19 protein-coding genes are annotated in these 17,909 nt (G+C 36.3%); 12 read left to right on the forward strand and 7 right to left on the reverse strand.

Going from position 1 to position 17,909, the window contains the following annotated elements; translation table 11 throughout:
- Positions 1 to 120 precede the first annotated feature (120 nt).
- Positions 121 to 348, forward strand: coding sequence for a hypothetical protein (locus AMET_RS07290; protein WP_041720479.1), 228 nt, complete (start codon positions 121 to 123; stop codon positions 346 to 348).
- Between the two features lie 69 nt (positions 349 to 417).
- Here the strand turns inward: AMET_RS07290 and AMET_RS07295 are convergent, their stop codons facing one another.
- Positions 418 to 1,368, reverse strand: coding sequence for a hypothetical protein (locus tag AMET_RS07295; protein ID WP_012062712.1), 951 nt, complete (start codon positions 1,366 to 1,368; stop codon positions 418 to 420).
- A 175-nt stretch (positions 1,369 to 1,543) separates the two neighbouring features.
- Between AMET_RS07295 and AMET_RS07300 the strand changes: the two genes are divergently transcribed.
- The 8 genes from AMET_RS07300 (at position 1,544) to AMET_RS07335 (ending at position 7,541) form a co-directional block, all read left to right on the forward strand.
- Positions 1,544 to 1,879 carry a DUF4277 domain-containing protein gene (locus AMET_RS07300; protein WP_157047187.1) on the forward strand — a complete coding sequence of 112 codons (336 nt, stop codon included), beginning with the start codon at positions 1,544 to 1,546 and terminating at the stop codon, positions 1,877 to 1,879.
- On the forward strand, positions 1,876 to 2,730 hold the full coding sequence (locus AMET_RS07305; protein ID WP_041720482.1) for an IS1634 family transposase: 855 nt from the start codon (positions 1,876 to 1,878) through the stop codon (positions 2,728 to 2,730). The genes AMET_RS07300 and AMET_RS07305 overlap by 4 nt, the downstream gene beginning before the upstream one ends.
- A gap of 23 nt (positions 2,731 to 2,753) precedes the next feature.
- Positions 2,754 to 3,200, forward strand: coding sequence for a hypothetical protein (locus AMET_RS07310; RefSeq protein ID WP_041720484.1), 447 nt, complete (start codon positions 2,754 to 2,756; stop codon positions 3,198 to 3,200).
- Between the two features lie 323 nt (positions 3,201 to 3,523).
- Entirely contained in the window at positions 3,524 to 4,012 is a 489-nt protein-coding gene (locus AMET_RS07315) for a MarR family winged helix-turn-helix transcriptional regulator (RefSeq protein ID WP_012062713.1), read from the forward strand.
- A 97-nt stretch (positions 4,013 to 4,109) separates the two neighbouring features.
- On the forward strand, positions 4,110 to 5,285 hold the full coding sequence (locus AMET_RS07320) for an ArsA family ATPase (protein ID WP_012062714.1): 1,176 nt from the start codon (positions 4,110 to 4,112) through the stop codon (positions 5,283 to 5,285).
- On the forward strand, positions 5,269 to 6,132 hold the full coding sequence (locus AMET_RS07325; RefSeq protein ID WP_157047376.1) for an ABC transporter ATP-binding protein: 864 nt from the start codon (positions 5,269 to 5,271) through the stop codon (positions 6,130 to 6,132). The genes AMET_RS07320 and AMET_RS07325 overlap by 17 nt, the downstream gene beginning before the upstream one ends.
- Positions 6,129 to 6,821 carry an ABC transporter permease gene (locus AMET_RS07330; RefSeq protein WP_012062716.1) on the forward strand — a complete coding sequence of 231 codons (693 nt, stop codon included), beginning with the start codon at positions 6,129 to 6,131 and terminating at the stop codon, positions 6,819 to 6,821. Before AMET_RS07325 ends, AMET_RS07330 begins: the two co-directional genes overlap by 4 nt.
- Positions 6,822 to 6,824: 3 nt before the next feature.
- Positions 6,825 to 7,541, forward strand: a complete 717-nt coding sequence (locus tag AMET_RS07335; RefSeq protein ID WP_012062717.1) for a hypothetical protein — start codon at positions 6,825 to 6,827, stop codon at positions 7,539 to 7,541.
- Between the two features lie 98 nt (positions 7,542 to 7,639).
- Here the strand turns inward: AMET_RS07335 and AMET_RS07340 are convergent, their stop codons facing one another.
- From AMET_RS07340 to AMET_RS07360, 5 genes are all read right to left on the reverse strand, one after another.
- On the reverse strand, positions 7,640 to 8,458 hold the full coding sequence (locus AMET_RS07340) for a dimethylarginine dimethylaminohydrolase family protein (protein WP_012062718.1): 819 nt from the start codon (positions 8,456 to 8,458) through the stop codon (positions 7,640 to 7,642).
- A 335-nt stretch (positions 8,459 to 8,793) separates the two neighbouring features.
- Positions 8,794 to 9,186: a hypothetical protein gene (locus tag AMET_RS07345; RefSeq protein ID WP_012062719.1), complete on the reverse strand. Its 393-nt coding sequence runs from the start codon at positions 9,184 to 9,186 to the stop codon at positions 8,794 to 8,796.
- The gene (locus tag AMET_RS26190; RefSeq protein WP_012062720.1) at positions 9,179 to 10,438 is read right to left on the reverse strand and encodes an N-acetylmuramoyl-L-alanine amidase; all 1,260 of its coding nucleotides are present in this window, start codon (positions 10,436 to 10,438) and stop codon (positions 9,179 to 9,181) included. The genes AMET_RS07345 and AMET_RS26190 overlap by 8 nt, the downstream gene beginning before the upstream one ends.
- Positions 10,435 to 10,887 carry a hypothetical protein gene (locus AMET_RS07355; RefSeq protein WP_012062721.1) on the reverse strand — a complete coding sequence of 151 codons (453 nt, stop codon included), beginning with the start codon at positions 10,885 to 10,887 and terminating at the stop codon, positions 10,435 to 10,437. The genes AMET_RS26190 and AMET_RS07355 overlap by 4 nt, the downstream gene beginning before the upstream one ends.
- A 161-nt stretch (positions 10,888 to 11,048) precedes the next feature.
- Positions 11,049 to 11,555: a hypothetical protein gene (locus AMET_RS07360; protein WP_012062722.1), complete on the reverse strand. Its 507-nt coding sequence runs from the start codon at positions 11,553 to 11,555 to the stop codon at positions 11,049 to 11,051.
- 169 nt (positions 11,556 to 11,724) lie between these two features.
- On the opposite strand from AMET_RS07360, the gene AMET_RS24210 reads away from it, so the two are divergent.
- Positions 11,725 to 12,891, forward strand: coding sequence for a stalk domain-containing protein (locus tag AMET_RS24210; protein WP_049765233.1), 1,167 nt, complete (start codon positions 11,725 to 11,727; stop codon positions 12,889 to 12,891).
- A 170-nt stretch (positions 12,892 to 13,061) separates the two neighbouring features.
- Here AMET_RS24210 and AMET_RS07375 read toward each other — a convergent pair whose 3' ends face one another.
- The gene (locus tag AMET_RS07375; RefSeq protein ID WP_012062724.1) at positions 13,062 to 13,541 is read right to left on the reverse strand and encodes a hypothetical protein; all 480 of its coding nucleotides are present in this window, start codon (positions 13,539 to 13,541) and stop codon (positions 13,062 to 13,064) included.
- 298 nt (positions 13,542 to 13,839) lie between these two features.
- Here AMET_RS07375 and AMET_RS07380 point away from each other — a divergent pair, with 298 nt between their 5' ends.
- A complete protein-coding gene (locus AMET_RS07380; RefSeq protein WP_012062725.1) occupies positions 13,840 to 15,075 on the forward strand; it encodes a DUF418 domain-containing protein in 1,236 nt (411 codons plus the stop codon).
- 297 nt (positions 15,076 to 15,372) lie between these two features.
- Positions 15,373 to 17,712, forward strand: a complete 2,340-nt coding sequence (locus AMET_RS07385; protein ID WP_012062726.1) for a YcdB/YcdC domain-containing protein — start codon at positions 15,373 to 15,375, stop codon at positions 17,710 to 17,712.
- The last annotated feature ends 197 nt before the right edge of the window (positions 17,713 to 17,909 follow it).

The following is a 17,909-nucleotide window of genomic DNA, read 5'->3' on the forward strand; positions in this document are numbered from 1 at the left end:
TAGAAGTCCAGTCTTATATTTTGTCTATATATTACATTTGCTTATTTTTGCTTGCGAAATGCAGGATTATTGAAGAGAGGTTCAAGGTTTATTGAGGATGATATTCATACTGTTAAGAGTATGAAATCAACATACGAAAAATTCAACAAAGCCGAAAAAGATTTTAAACACATTAACAAGCACATGAGAGATACTTACTTTGATGGCAGGCCGTTAGATGAAGGGCTGTCAAGATCAATGAGTGCCTTAAGCGGACTGGGCATGGCCGTAGTTACTGGTGGTCTAAACGCATCAAGCTCTGAGCTACAATATAATACAGCTCTTAAAGAGAAAAACAAAAAGAAGTAACACCTACTGAACATAAATAGACATCCTAGAGTAAAAACTAGGATGTCTATTTATGTTGTAGCCTTAAGTTTAGTCATTATCCATCCAAAAATGATCTAAAGGTCTTGGCCTACCATATACACTTATATCAACCAAAACAGCGATAGAATGAGTATCGCCTTTGTTAGCTAACATTAATTTGTTTCTATCCTCTTCCCACATAAAGAAACCAGAGTTATCGACTTTGTATGGTATCTGATTTTTAATCGCTACATTTTCAAGATAGTTAAACGTAATAAAGAACTGCTCTCTAGAATAGTCATCTATACTTCTGAATGGTCTTCTGGCTGTACTAATGGACGTTACATGAATATGCCTACTGTTGTTATTTACAGCATCTGAATCATCGCCGTCCCCATACAGAACGTAACCTAGATTTCTATGATACTTACTCATGATTACTCTAGGGTGAACCAGGTCCTTATAGAAAGAATATATGTATTCAAAAGATGTGTCCTCATTTGCCTCGTTAAACTCTGACTTAAATGGAGAGGCCCATACATCTTTTAGTGCCTTGATCCCTTCTAGGTGTATATCAACACCCGAAGCGCTGTAAGGATATAGATCCTTTCTTCCACTCAGATTGTAAGAATATATAATTAACTGCGGAGTACCTATATTCACCTGCATGTTCTTGTAGGAAGAAGTATCATTGAAGTCCACATGGTTTCTTTTAAAGGCCAACCCAACAGCAAAGATCAAGTCATCTTCACCATGCTTCTGGTGTGCAAGGTCGGTTATGATAAAGCTTTTAGCCGTGACTTCATCTATACCGTCATTCTTGCTTCTCCATACAGAAAAGTCTGCTAACACCTTATTGTCCTTAATTATCTTGGATCCTTGAGCTTCGTAACGTTCATTGTCTATGGTAACATAAACATCACTCGGCACTCCAACAGCGTCAGTATATGAAAAAGACGCCATCACTAAAATCAACACAATAATCGACATTACTCTTGTACGATAAGCACTTACGTTCATGCCCTCCACCTCCTTGGTATACTTATATTATACCACACACGAGGCGACTTAAACCATGCGATACTCTCAAATAAAGACATTGTGCTCCCTGCAAAAAAGAACCACTCTGTACTAAACAATACAGAGTGATTGTGAGCTCTGTGCTCTATATGAACCAGACTTTCGTCTAGATTTAGTGGAAACCTACACCTGCGGCAATGAAGGCATGATCGTCGGTTTATGCGAAAACTTGGAAATTCCAAACATCCTCAACAAAGAGCTTATATACCAACGGGGAAGAGTACCAGAAATCCCCTATGGGATTCTTGGGATGATGATCGTCAACATGATTGACTGTCATCATCCCCTGAGCGGTATGAAGGATTACTACGAAGAAAAAGACATGGAAGGCATCTTTCATTACCCCATCGACATTAATCAGCTCAACGATGACCGGTTAGGCCGGTTCTTAGATGCCTTTTTCAAAGCAGGACCACAACAGGTCTACAGCCAAGTGGCCATGGCGCCTTGAAACACTACGGCATCAAAGTCAAAACCCTGAACTTCGACACCACCTCCAAAGTAATGTGGGGTCTGTACGAAACCACCGAAGGCACAGAAGGGAGCATCAGCATCGACTTCGGCCACAGCAAAAACAAGCGTTCTGACAAGAAACAAATCAAGTTTGGCATTGGCTGCGCCAAAGGTTTGCCCGTAGACGCCCAGGTTTTGTCTGGCAACAAAGATGATAAAACCTATAACAACGATGTGCTGGAACGAGTCGATGACATACTGGACCTGTATGAAGTGGACAGAAGCGAGTTCTACTACATCGCGGACAGCGCCCTGTTTTCAAAAGACAATTTCAAGGCGGCAAAAGAACACGAAATTCACCTCATCACCCGGATGGCAGACAACGTCACCTTGTGTAAAGTGCTCATGACACAGGCCCTGGAATCTTTTGATACCCTAGAAGAGATTACCCACACTACCGCCAAAGGACAACAACGGCACTACCTGTTTATGGAAAAGGAAGACGACTACCATGGTTATCCCCTAAAACTGGTATGCTATCATTCCGACAGTCTCCAGGAACAAAAGCGTAAAACTATGGAAAAAGCGGCGGACAAAGAACAGCAACTCCTGAAAAAACTCTCCAGCAAACTGACCAAAGGCACATTTGCCTGCCTAAAAGATGCCCAGCGTGAGCAGGATAAACTGTTGGAGCAGGACTTGAAGAAAATAGTCTATCACCAGATCGACTTTACCATCACCACCCAGGAAAAGAGAAAGCCAGGCAGACCATCTAGGAAACCTGATCAAAAACCGGTAAGTATAGAGTACAAACTTAACTTCACATTTACCCCCGTCCAGAAACCCTAGAAGAGAACCTGCGAAAAGCCTGCATGTTTGTTCTGTGCTCCACTGACCTGACCCTGACCCCAAAGCAACTCTTGCAGGAATACAAAACTCAGGACGAAACAGAAAAACGCTTCATGACCCTTAAGTCCACGGAGTTTGTGAATAGTCTCTTCCTCGATTCGCCTCATCGGATTGAAGCCTTTGGCTACCTGATGCTGTTGGCTGTTTTAGTACTCTCCACAGCAGAATACGTCATCCGCAGGGAATTGCAAGAAAGAGAAGACTACCTTCTTGGCAGCGAGAAGCGGAAAGTCAAAAGACCCACGATTAAGACTATCCTTTGGATTATCAGACCCATTCGTGTCAGGGTGCTCAAGCATCCGGATAAACCGTGGGAAAGAAGCATTGTCAAGGAACCTAATGAGACGATATTGAAGATTCTTGAATATCTGTTAATCCCTTTGGGGAGTTTCACCAAAGGAGTCTGCTGAGATGTAGTACATTCATCATATTCCTGTTAGAACATCGCCTAATGCACAGGTTTATTTAGTGTGCCATGAATTTTTGCTAAGAGGGTTGCTAAGAGGAGACGAATAAAAAAACAAGTGTTCTTATCATAGTGAATTTGTAACTTTTTAAACAACTCAGGGCTATTTTCAAAGTGCAAAATAAATTACGCGAAATCTGTAGTACATTCAGCGGAGTATGAGTTATATAAAATAATATAATATTATATCTTGACAGTAGGTGAAAATAAATATATTCTGTAATTAGAATATTACTTATAACGAAATATTCTTGGGAGGTAATAAAATTGAGTTCAGACAATCTATATGATTTGTTTTTTGAAAATATAAAGAAATTGTTTTATCCTGAGGAATGGTTGGAATTTGATATTAACTTTTCTAAATCTGAGCTTTTGACCATGCTATTAGTGGACCGACATGGGGAAATAATTATGAGCCAAATTGCCGAATATATTAACCTTCCTATGAGCACCACTTCTGGTATGGTGGAAAGATTGGTAAAGGGTGGGTATGTAAAGAGGGAAAGAAGCGAGCTAGATAGACGTATTGTTGTCATCAGATTAACAGATGAGGGAAATGCTTTAGTCAGTAAGTTAAAGGATAAGATCATTTACTACATTGATAAAATTAATGAATCTTTAACCGAAGAAGAAACCCAGCTACTCAGCAAAATTTTCAATAAAGTCATCCATCTGTTCAAGGAAAATCATAGGGAAAAAAGCACTTTGGATTCTGAAAAAGAAGAGAAGAAAATTAAAAAAATCCTGATAGAATAGTAGGAAGCAAGGCCCATGAGAAGAAAATGGGCTTTAATTTGAGAAAATACTTCGGCGTTAGAAATATTCATAAATGGAAGTAGAAGGAGGCGTTATCATGAGAATTATTTTATACACTGGAAAGGGTGGCGTGGGGAAAACAAGTATTGCTGCTGCAACTGCCTTGAAATGTGCAAAGAGGGGATATAAAACCTTGGTGGTAAGTACCGACGCATCTCACAGTTTAGGAGATTCTTTAGATGTCCAGCTATCTCCAGAGGCTGTGGAGATTGAAAAAAATCTTTGGGCTCAGGAAATCGATACAATGCATGAAACTGAACAGGGTTGGAAAAAGGTACAGGAATATTTGACTAGTTTAATGACATCAAAGACAGTTAAGGATATTACAACAGAGGAATTAACGATATTTCCTGGCATAGAGGACCTATTGAGTTTGTTGAAAATATTGAGTTATTATAAAGAGAAGAAGTATGATGTGATTGTGATTGATTGTGCCCCAACGGGAGAAACATTAGCCATGCTCAGCTTCCCAGATATGTTCAGATGGTGGATGGATAAGCTTTTTCCAATGAAAAGAAAGGCAATAAAGATGACAAAGCCCATTCTTGAGCCTATTTTAGGAATGCCAATGCCTTCCGATGGTGTCATGGGAGAAATACTAAACATATACAACCAATTGGATGAGATGCGGCAAGTTCTCTCTAACAGGGAGGTAACCAGTATTAGAATTGTTGTTAACCCTGAGAAAATGGTCGTGAAGGAAGCACAAAGAAGTTTTACTTACATGAACTTATATGACTTTAACGTAGATGCCATTGTGGTGAATCGGATGATACCGAATCGTGTTACTGACGATTACTTTAAAGCTTGGAAGGAAATTCATAAAAAATATAAGACCGTGATCATAGAGAGCTTTTCTCCAGTACCAATTTATTATGTACCCCTCTTGGAAAATGAGATTGTAGGAACAAAAATGCTATCAAGGATGGGGGAACTGTTATTTGAAGACGATGATCCCTCTAAAATCTTTTACAATACAAAAACTCAAGAGATTATTAAAGAGGAGCGAGGATATCATTTATCTATCTATATGCCTTTTGTACAAAAGGGAGAGGTATCCCTTAGTCAAAAAGGTGATGAGTTAATTGTCAAGGTTGGGACCTATAAACGAAATATGATATTACCTAGAACGTTGTTGAATTATTCTATACGGGGAGCAAAGTTTGAGAATCACACATTAAAAATAAAATTTGGTGGTGAGGATATTGATTAAAGTATCAGACTTAGGGTTTGCATACCAAAAGAGTCGGGCCAAGGCAATTAAGGGGATAGACTTTCATATAAAAAAGGGAGAAATTTTTGGTTTCCTAGGACCAAGTGGAGCGGGTAAAACCACCACCCAAAGAATTATTATCGGTCTTTTACAAGGCTATAGTGGTAGTGTAGAGGTAATGGGGAAAGAGAGACGGGAGTGGGGACAGGAATTTTTTGAAAGGATTGGTGTCGCCTTTGATTTTCCAAACCTTTATCTAAAGCTGACAGCAGCAGAAAACCTACAGTTAGTGGCAGCCTACTACCAAAATAAACCTCGAAATATTGAGGTATTACTAGACCGAGTGGGCTTACTTCCAGACAGAGATAAGAAGGTGGAGGCATTTTCCAAGGGAATGAAGATGCGTTTGAACTTTATTCGCGCTATTTTACATGATCCTGAATTGCTTTTTTTTGATGAACCCACCTCCGGATTGGACCCTTTAAACGCTAAGATTATCAAAGATATCATTTTAGAATTAAAGGCTCAAGGGAGGACAATTTTTTTAACAACCCACAATATGACTGTGGCGGAGCAACTTTGTGATCGGGTGGCCTTCATCGTAGAAGGGGAGATTCCAGTGATCGATAGTCCGAAGGAATTGATGGTTCAGCATGGAGCACATACTGTAAAAATTGAGTACCATAAAGGAAATACGACTAAAGCGGAAACGTTTCCCATGGAGGGGTTAAAGGAAAATCAACAGGTATTTGATATATTAAAGAGGAGAGATATCAAGACGATTCACAGTCAGGAGGCAACATTAGAGGATATTTTCATCAAGCTAACAGGGAGGAAGCTTATATGAGGATATTAAATGCGCTGAAGGCGGATATGAGGTTTCAATTTAAGCAGGGCTTCTATTTTGTTTATGTGATATTGACGTTAATGTATATGATTTTAATTAGCCAGTTTCCCCATGGCTTTACCAGCTATGCAGTACCCATCGTCATTTTTACTGATCCTTCTTTTATAGGCTTTTTTTTCATAGGTGGTATCGTTATGCTAGAAAAGGTTCAGGGGATTTTACAGTACTTAGTAGTCACACCCCTTAGACCAAGGGAGTATTTAATCTCTAAGGTGATCTCACTTACCCTTTTGGCAGAGGTAGCTGGATTCGCCATCGCATATGTGACATATAAAGCTCCCTTCAACTGGATTCTATTGTTTATAGGAATATTCTTAACAGCAGCCTTCTTTACATTGTATGGATTTGTTGTGGCTGCAAGCTGCAATACTATCAATGAATATTTTATCAAAATGATACCCTATATGCTGGGTTTGATGATTCCGACACTATATTATTTCACTTATCCAAATGTATGGATTCTGAGACTGCTTCCAAGTGTAGCTGGTTTTAATCTAGTAAATGGGGCCTTTAATGGAATCAGATTTCTAGAAATGGCGGCATATATAGGATATTTGGTGTTGATTAACATTGTAACCTTAATAAGGGTAGAGAAATATTTCATTAAGAAAGTACTAAGGGGGGAGTAAGGGATGTTAAATACAGTTTCGATAAAAGCTGATATGAAGATGATTGTGAGAGACCCGATTTTAATTCTGTTTTTTATATTGCCAATCCTCATATCCATTGTGATCAGAGTAATGGTACATTTCTTGACCCCAATCATTTATGATTCTTTTAGTTTGGACTTAACTCAATACTATGGATATATACTATCCGTCGTCATTTTAATGACACCCTTAATGCTAGGAACTGTTGCAGGCTTTTTATTGATAGATGAACGGGACTCAAGGATACAGGAATTAATCAAGATAACGCCAATTGGTTATACTGGTTATCTCATAAATAGATTAATGCTCCCATTTATAGGGAGCATGGTATATACAATTGTCACTTATTTCATTTTGAATATATACCATATAGAGGGTTTGGTACTATCCTTAATTTCGGTGCTAACCGGTGTACAGGGAATATTCCTGGGATATTCTCTATACAGTTTGGCTGCAGATAAGGTACAAGGGCTAACCTATTCTAAGGGATTTGGTATCTTTACCATACTAGCCCTGTCAGACTTGCTCAATGTTAGATGGGTGAGTATGCTGGCTGCATTGACACCATTTTACTGGATAACCAGATTGGTTGTTAATTTTAGTTTGTCTACAGCATTTGTAGCGATTATGATTCATATTATCTACTTTTTAGCTATAATGAGAGTCTTATTTCCATTAAAGAAGATGTTTATAAAGTAGATCCTTAAAAAAAGATGAAATTTGATTGATATGAAGTAAGTAAACAGCACAGAAGAAAGAGTAGTGGAAAATATAATATTTGAATTTTAAGAGCGGACTTAGGTGTTTTCTTCTCGTAGTATAGGTAAAACACAGCAGCCAATACTTCCTCCCACTTTAATCACTTCACTAAATTCGATAAAAGAAGTATGGTATCCATGGTCTTGAAGGATATGAGTTAATGATTCACTACAACATAAAATTCTGTTTTGACCTAGGTTAATAATATTTGCAGCAAGAATATCAACTTGATCCTTGGGAACTTCTATGGTTTTTGAAAAATGGTCTTTGATATTTTGAGGCTTAAAGACATCATCAGAAATAAGGCAGGTATCTTTATCTAAAATACTAAAAACACAATCCAAGTGGATTTTGGTTGTATCAAAAAGAACCTTAATGATTTGATATTCCATATTATTTTGGGATAAAACAGCAGCAATTTCTTCCGCTGCCCTTTCATTGGAGCGGTTTCCTTGTCCAATAAATATTTTGTTGTCATGAACGATGACATCTCCCCCCTCTACATTATGGCTCATGAGGTGGATTTTGATTTTATGCTTTTTAGCTAATTGAATTAGCCCCTTGATTTCTGATTGTCTTAAGGGATCCGTCATTTTGCTGATAAATAAAATATTTTCAATAATGAAACCTATATCTCTAGTAAAAACTTGGCTGGGGCTACTATCTAAGTCTAAAAATTGCACCTTTACGCCACATTCTACTAATATGTTTACAAGTCGATTATACTGACTAATGGCTAGGTTTTTATCCATATCCTTTGAAAATATATTGTTAGCATCGACAATAAGAAGGTTACAAGGATAAGCCATCAAACAGTAACAAATCCTTTCGTATTCATTTTTTGTAAATACTCTCATAGGATCAATTCCTCCCAAGTTTATTTTAAGTAGAGAAGGATAATCATTTATTATATTTATAGAGTTCCCATATATCATTTAAATATTGAGAAGGATTTGTTTTTGTGTTATAAAATTAAAGTGTAGCGGAGATTTACCGCTACACTTTAATAATAATCGATTGTTGAGTCTTATTTCTAGTAGTCTGAACACATAATGCAACATGGTTTTTGTATACTGGAGTACATGGGATTCATTCATAGTAAAATAGCTGGTTTCTAAGTCTTCGCGAGAACCAAGTATAATCAATGAAGAAATGCTCCAAAAACAAGGAAATCCTGTTGGCATGTTAGCTATTATTTGTGCTTTTTCAAAAACCTTACGTAATACTCAATTCTATTGTTTATCCATTCGTCTATATTATCTATATATGGATGCAGGTACTGAACATCTTGTTCATTTACCATATGCATAATTCTATTCTTAGCTTCATAGAAGGCTTCTTCCCTGTCTTGTTGATAAAAGGAATTTGATTGTTTTAATCTTTCGACCATTGAATTGTTAATCATAATAACGCTTAGCTTGATGGTATCATCTAATTGGGACATGATTTCATCTACTTTTCCTTGCTTGTTTAGACAGTGACTATGCCGGCCTAATGCAGACAACAGTTTAATTCCGAAAATGGCTAAGGCTAGAACCGATCCCATGAGTACGATTGTAGAAGTAATATACAATAAGTTATTCATTTTTCATTAACTCCTTTCTTAGACTGTTAACTAAACAAAAAAGAACGCCCTTACTTGCGGACTCATCAAGTGTATCAGTATGATCATTAGAAAGGAGTCCAGCCTCTGTTAACGCATCATGGCATGATTTAGCCCAGTGAACTGGCGGTTGCGGGATTGGCGGTTTTTCTGTAATGGGAGGCGTATCCGGCAACTTGTCAGGATAGGTTTTCAATATTGTATTTTGCATTGCTACAAATTTTTCTCCATACCCTATACCTGGAACTGCCCATTTTCCATTTAGATCTTCCCAACTGGGTGCACTTCCTCTTTGTACGAGATTGAATCTCTTGTCATACAGTATACGTCCAGCAGGAAGTGGGAGTATTGTAGCGTAAGCGAATAAATGCTGTATATGTGCTTCAACTCCAGCTGCTACTGTAGGAAATGATAGGCCTGGATTGTTAGGTCCAGTAGCCCCGAGACCTGAAAAATTATTCTGCTCTGGCTGAACGACCCCTGTAAATCTCAGCCAATTAGTTTCATGAATGGACTGAATAAACGCTAAATCTGCCTTGATTCCATACACTGAAGAGATGGTGTAATAGATATCAACAATTCCTGGATCGATAGAATGATTAACAGCTTTTAATGCCGACTTCAATTGTGGGGGAGTCAGTATAGATGTTCCCAATATACTTGTCTTCGTAACTATGTTTGAAGAAATGTATTGACTTATACCTGTAGCTACAGCAGCAGTAAGGCGCTGTTGCCATACCGAATCAGTAAGCATTTTAAAATCTTCGGCATTATCCATGAAGCCGAATTCTACAATAATGGTTTCCACATGGGGATGTGTAAGTCTGATTATATAATAGTAATCCTGATCTGAACCAGGAGCTACTGTACTTCTTCTGCTGAATACCCTTCTAACTATAAAATTAGTTTTTTTAACTTCTTCGAAAATGGATTTTGCCAATGTGTCTTTAGTGTGTATACTATGGATAACTTCGAAGCCTCTAACTGTACCATTGAAGGCATTATTATGACATGAAATACAGATAGATGCACCTGAATCTTTGATTAAATCTGTCAATTCCTTAGGAGTATAGTAGATGTCGTTGATTAAGGATCTATCTACATCTATATTCAGATTCTCAAGCTGCGTAGCAAGAAGTTCTGCAAATATGAGATTTAAATATTTTTCTGTCATACCAAAGGCTACTGCCCCTGGATCTTTTCCACCATGGCCAGAATCAATGATTATCTTCATAATGTTACCTCCATTTCACCACTATAGGTTAAGTGTAAAAAGTTAATTGATTCTGAGTTCAAATAGTATGAAATTTTATTTTCCAGCCAATTATCTAAATTTTGATACTTTTTTTCTAGTTCATGAACAATTGTGGAACTGATGATATTTTTTGATTTTTCTTTTATCATGTTAAAGGCTATTTGAACTTCATCATCAGTAAGAAAGCGACTGCTCTTCATAATATCATCTATATATGTTTGATAAACTGTAGAGATTGCAGTTTGTATGGCCGTTTCTGCGACTTCGGTATATTGTAAAAGCTCTTGACTGTCAAGCTGACTATTTAGTTCTTCTGTCAACTTGTTTATCAAGGAGACTAAATACCCTGTTATAACTGGTATTAAAGGAATAATCAAGCCCCGAATAATTGAACTAACTAAATCGTTCAATAGTACAGTATCATTCATGAAATTCACTCCAATTCATTTGGTTTTTACTAAATTATATGACTACAACGCTATACTTGTGCCGTATAACTTACTGAGAGGAGTGTACGGAAAGTCTTTTTCCATGGTAATTGATGATAAAACATAGGCCATAATCCGATGCGCATATTAATCTTAAGGATTTAATGGTATTTTGAGTTGGAAATACGTTTACTGTAATAAACATAGTAGAAGCCTAAGGCACTCATTAAACCTAGAGTATAGGCGACTAAAGAGTGTAACGCGCTCCACTTTCCCTGACGATATTCTAGAAAGCCTAGCTCTATAGAGAGGGCTTCTATTATTGTTGATAGTGCTGAAAACAGAAGAATTAAAAGACATTTTTTACTACGGTCCTTGGGTAAAAACCTGATTAATAATAATCCTAGACAAAAAAATGGACCAATTATAACAAATAAGTCTAATTCACCAACGGGTATCAGTATAAAGCGATCAATCCAAAACTTATGATCAATAAAGAACTTTTCTAAGATACCACCGACGATCATAGTCCAAATAGCAACAGGCAATGCATGAAAGAATTGCTGTAAAGAACATGAAAAATAAATTGCTAACCAACTTATAATGGCTAAAAGTAGCCATGGTAAATTATAGGCATCTAAAAATTCAATAAGTACTTCAATATTCACTAACTTCACTCCTTGTATATTTATAATGTATTATGGCACTAATACATTGATTTGATAACTAATTTCTCGAATTAGGGAACAAATAATAAATTAACTACGTCTAATGATTAGAAGGATAAAAAAATAATGATGAGTGTGAAATTAAAAAGGAGGAATTCAACCATCAGTAATGCCAAAGGATATGATTGAGGTTGATTGGAGACAGCCAATGGATATGGGGAAATTACCAATGAGTTCATTTGATACTGCTGTTTCAGACTTAACCCGAGAACCAAGTATGATCAATGAAAAAATGCTCCAAAAACAAAGAGAGATCGATAAATACTTATTTGAAGATCATGCTGAAGAAATTAATAAAAAAGGTTTTATGGTTACGCATACAGGTCCATATGATGATTATGTCGAAATAGGGATAACACCATACAATGAAGAAAATGCCACATATCTATATGACATTTTTGGAGAAGATAATGTTAAAATTGTTGAAGGGCAACAGGCGATTACATTGCCATTACATGCAGATATTGGTGTGGTTGATGCTGATACTGTTATACCAATCGTTCACTATGAAAACCAAATCATAAAAGAAGGAAATCCTGTTGGAATTCAAGTGAACGGCCAGTTACTAGAATTAGATGTAGAGCCATTCATTGAAAATAATCGAACATTAATACCCCTAAGGGGAGTTATGGAGCAATTAGGAGCTAATGTTAAATGGCATCCAGAGCGAAGGGTTGTTGAAGTTCATACTGAAGACATCAATATTGAACTGGTTATAGGAGAAAATACTGCGAAGGTAATAAGAAATATTGATGGAATATCACAAGAAGAGACCTTGGAACTAGAGGTTCCATCAAAGATTGTTGATGGTCGTACATTTATTCTTGGTCGATTCGTTACGGAAACTTTAGGAGCAAAAGTGGAATGGAATGAATCATTACGCTTGATGATCATTGAAACCGATGGTGAAAGTGATATTATTGGTGTTGAACGACCAATAGATTTTGAAATAGTAGAAAACCAGGTAATCGAAGGAAATGAAGCTGTATCGAAATGGTATCAAGATAAATTTAATAGCGAAGGGATATATTCTTTAATAGATGGAGACTGGATATATGTATTGGTGTCAGCAGGAGAGAAACCTACTGGGGGATATGATCTGCAAATAGATAGTATCACTGAAGTAACACCAGGGACAGCATATGTCCATGCAGCACTAAAAGCTGCAGATAAGGATGCAATGGTGACTCAAGCATTGACATATCCAAATGCTGTGGTTAGATTTCTTAAAGATGGTATTGAAACAATTGAAGGAGATTTGGTAAATCTGCACTAAGTATAAAAATGAATAGATGTACGAAAAAGACGACTCAAATTCACTTGTTGAATTTAAGAGTCGTCTTTTTTATGAAATACATTTCAATTTTGACCTATTCCTAAGTCCATTAGTTTGGGTGTTTTTTAGAACTTCACGATATGTTCCCTTTATGGAAAGCATGAGATTGATTAAGGGGTATATTTCTCTACAACCTTAAGAATGACATCCTTTTCGATGGTTAAATGATATAAACCATCGTATTGTTCAAGTCGTTCAGCAAGTCCCTCTTGATCTGTTATTAACGCATTACTCAAATCATCCCAATTGACTAGCTCAGCCTCAACATTGTCTGATAGCTCTAGACTTTCTTCTTTTTCAACTTCATTATAAACGTAAAATCCACTGGGGAAGTCTGTATCGATATTAAGTCCTAACTCAGTGATTCTCTCTGTATCCTCAAGAGAGAGCCATTCCACCTGATCGAAGGTGATAATACCCTTTTCGTTATCGAAATCTGACACATAGACCAATATTTCGGTAGGTTCAACGTTTTCTGTGTTTGTTTCTTCTGGACTACACCCAATCAAGATGCCCAATACTAAAATGAGTAGCAGGGCTATCCCCACCCATTTCCTTTTATTCAATGAATTGTTAAATTGTTGTTTCATTATCTTTCTCCTCTCGGGTTAAAGCATGCTGACCCAATATATCTATTTTACCACTATGATTCTATGACGTCTATCTGATAAAAAAGTTCCATAAAAATCATATGTTCTATGGAATTTTTTGTATTACATTAAATGAACAAGTCCTATAATCAAAGCTCTTAACACAGATCATATAGAATAAGATAGAGTGGGAGCCTATTTATGATGAGAGAAAGATAAATGTTATAAAATTCCATGTGTTTATGGTATGATTAAGATCAATGAAAAATTGTGAAAATGAAATGAGGGGGGAGTCACATTGACTAAAAACGATTCACCGGTAGCTAAACCAATTTCTTCAGGGGAAAGAATTAGAGAACTAGATATTATAAGAGGGTTTGCCCTTTTTGGAGTACTTCTCGTCAATATAGCCATGTTTAATACAACATTATTTTCTGAGATGGCTTCTGTTTCACCGATGTCTAATCCATTACATCTAGATGGATTATCTGATAGGATATCTGCTGTGTTGATTCAAATTTTTGCCCAAGGTAAGTTTTATACAATCTTTTCATTTTTGTTTGGTCTAGGTTTTTATATTTTTATGGAAAGGGCGGAATCTAAAAATCGCTCTGCAAATTATCTTTTTGCACGTCGATCATTTATTCTTGTACTATTTGGTATACTACATTTTGTATTTGTTTGGTACGGAGATATTTTACATGTATATGGGATCATAGCCTTCTTATTAATGCTTTTTAGAAACAGAAGCATTAAAACCATCAGAAATTGGATTGTGGCATTGCTTATATTATCCACATTGATATTTAGTGGTTTCGCATTTTTAAATGATTATATTTCAACAATAGTCAGTAATGAAGTCATGATGGATCAATACAACAATATATATATCCAAATGGAACAATCCGTTGAAATCTATAGTAATGGCTCCTTTGTAGAAATCGTAGCCTATAGAATGAAAAATGAATTTCCTGTAGTGGCGTCACAATTGGTATTTTTGATTCCTAAGATACTTGGGATGTTTCTCATTGGACTCTATGTAGGAAAGAGAAGAATATTCAATAATGTAGAAAACAACGTAGATTTTATTAGAAAAGTATGGAGATGGGGTGGTGCAATAGGAATTTTAACGACATTAGGATATGTGCTCATTCAGTTTAATTTGATGCAGCCAGATTCCCTGTTCTATAATAGTTCTATTGCATTATTCAAGGAGATATCCACAGTGTTTTTGTCGATGTTCTATGTTACAAGTCTAATCCTTCTATATCAAAAAACGCCTTTTAAAAGATTTCTTTATCCTCTAAGCTATATGGGGCGAATGGCACTAACCAATTATTTAGTACAATGTATCCTATGTTCATTTATTTTTTATGGGTATGGGTTAGGACTTTTAAATAAGGCAAGTATTGCAACGGGAATACTATTAACGATATTGATCTACACTGCTCAAGTGTTTTTTAGTATGTTTTGGTTAAAAAAGTATCATTATGGACCAGTAGAGTGGTTGTGGCGGCATCTTACTTATAATTAATATTAACAAAAAAATCTTTCCTACGTGAATCGTAGGAGGGGTTTCTTTTTATTAATGATGTTTACGTTTTAGAAAGTGAAATATATGAGCTAATAGAAGCTTGAAAATTGAACTGTTCCGATGCACTCTAAAACATTGACTAAAAAAACTGGAAAAATACTGTTAAAAATGGTATAATCTAGAAGGTGTTTCGTGGATTCATGTGTATGGGGTAAAGAGAAGAATCTATTTGACATGAAATCTAGATATAAATATACTGTAGCAGATTATCAAATTGTAGAAAGGATGGTTATTTAAATGAAGTTCAGAAAAACGATTAGCTTTATTATGGTGGGAGGATTACTTTTTTCAGGTGGGACGGTTGCTTTTGGACAAGGAACTAATGCTTCTATAACTATGTCTGTGGAGCGTGCAGTTAGCCATCCAGGCGCAGAAAACACTACCACTGACAGTAATCTGTCGGAATCACAAGCGTTAGAATTGGCAAAGGAATATATGGAAAGTTTTTATGGTGAAAACATGGAGAAAGAGGAATTTGATACGCAAGCTAGTTACAGAGAAAATTGGCAAAACCCTGAAGAGTATACATGGGAGATCGCATTCAGTCGACATAGTAGAGATAGTTATTTTCATGCCAATGTTACAATTAGAGATATAGATGAAAAGTTGATGAGTATTAGAAAACACAGTGATTACAGAGGTGAAGCGGTCCAGATTGCAAAATATACAAAAGAAGAGGCGGAAAAAATAGCTTACAATTTTATTAAGGACTTTAAACCAGATAGTATGGAGCAACTTATAGTAGGCACCAGCCCTCATATGAGATACTATGATCATGTAAATAGTAGTGGACTAAATCCTAGAGAGTATCATATTTTCTATACAAGACAAGAAAATGATATTCCTGTAGTGGGAGATGGCATACAAATAGGTGTAAATAATGCTACGGGAGAAGTAACTTCTTATAGTTACAACTGGAATGAAAAAGAGCTTCCAGCAGCTGATGCAACTATTTCTGCTGAAGAAGCTAGAGGTATGTTTAAAGAGAAACTTGATTTTCAACTTAATTACATATCTGTAAGAGATAGAAGCGAACCTTATGGTGAAGAGATAGAAAAAGTAAGATTAACTTATTCTCCAAGCTTTAACGGTGGAAGCTTGATTGATGCCACTACAGGGCAGATGATTGACCCTGTTGTTACAACTAAAGACAAAAGTAAAACTGTAGATATATCTGAAAAGCAAAGAAAACAATTTGGAAAATTAACCTCAAAAACGGAACAGCGCACTTCAGAAATGACTAGAGAGGAAGCTGTAAGCTTAGCAAACCAAATATTTGAAGAGATTTATGATGGACAGGAAATCAACATTGAAAGAACCAGCTATAACTCTTCAATGAACTATGGGCAAGGTGGAAATAGAAAAACATGGGATATTCAGTTTGGAGTAAAGGATCAATATCGTCTAAGTGGAAATGTTGCTATTGATGCCTTAACGGGAGAAGTAATGAGATTAAATCTTCATAGCTGGGGAATTCGAGAGAGGGCAATGGAATCGGGGGAGGAGTTTACCCCTGAGGTGGAATGGGAAGATGCATATGATATTGCTATAGAAGTAGTAAAGACACTTTTTCCAGAAAAGCTAAAAGACCTTGACTATGAGCAGACCTATCATGAACAAATACATTACTATAATGACATGAAAATAATTAATCCAGAATATAGTTTTAATTTTGAACGAGTAGAAAATCACATTCCATATAGAGATAATTCCATAAATGTATCAATAGATAGCTCTACAGGCATGCTACAACGTGTTTTCTATAGATGGAATGATGTGCAACTTCCAGAAACACAGAAGATTTTAGATAAACAAGACCTTATGGATGTATACATGCAACAATCAAAGGCAGAACTAAGCTATTCAACGATACGTGATAGAGAAGCAAATGGCCAAGATATAAAACTAGTTTATGTAAATAGCCCTAACAATTCAGTGATTCATCAAAATATTGATGCACATACGGGTATGTTGTTAGATTGGAACGGGCAAGAAGTTGACAAAGAAGATGGAGAAATTCAAGATATTACAAAAAAAATCCAAGGACATTGGGCCGAGAAGGAACTGAAAATCATGGTTGCTAATGGTGTAATAGATTTAGAAAAGTTTGACGTAGGCGACAAAATGACAAAAAACGAAATTATAAAAATGATGGTAAAAGCTGTGGGGTACGAGATGTATGGTGGTCAGAATTTAGAAGAACTAAAGTTCATAGATGTGGACAGCAAGGATGACTATTATAACTATTTACAGGCTGCAACAATGTATCAGTTTATAGAAAATGAACAAAAGATTTTTGATGGATATAATACTGTATCAAGAGAGAATTTAGCGGAAATGTTAATTAAAATGACAACATTAGAAAAGGCTGCTACAATTGAGGGGATTTATACCCTCCCTGTAGAGGATATTGAAGCGATAGACAAAGAAAAAATTGGTCATATAGCCATACTACATGGGTTAGAAATTATGAAGTCAGAAGGAGAACGTTATAATCCCCAAGAGGCTGTGACACTAGAAGAAGCCGCGGTGTCAATCTACCGTGCTTTTGAAATATTTGGAAGACAGATGAATTAAAATAATAAAAGCAGTAGCATGATTTAATAAGTGGCCACTGCTTTTTATTCATGAAAAAGCTATCACTCCATTCTTCATTGCAATCACTCTGTTGAAATGTTATCTTATTCATAAGGTAATACCGCCTTTCGTAGAGTTTTGTTGAGAGAATACTACTTCGATAAGCATAAGGTGTTACCTTTAGTTGATTTTGGGAT

Source organism: Alkaliphilus metalliredigens QYMF (genome assembly GCF_000016985.1).
Classification (GTDB): domain Bacteria; phylum Bacillota; class Clostridia; order Peptostreptococcales; family Natronincolaceae; genus Alkaliphilus_A; species Alkaliphilus_A metalliredigens.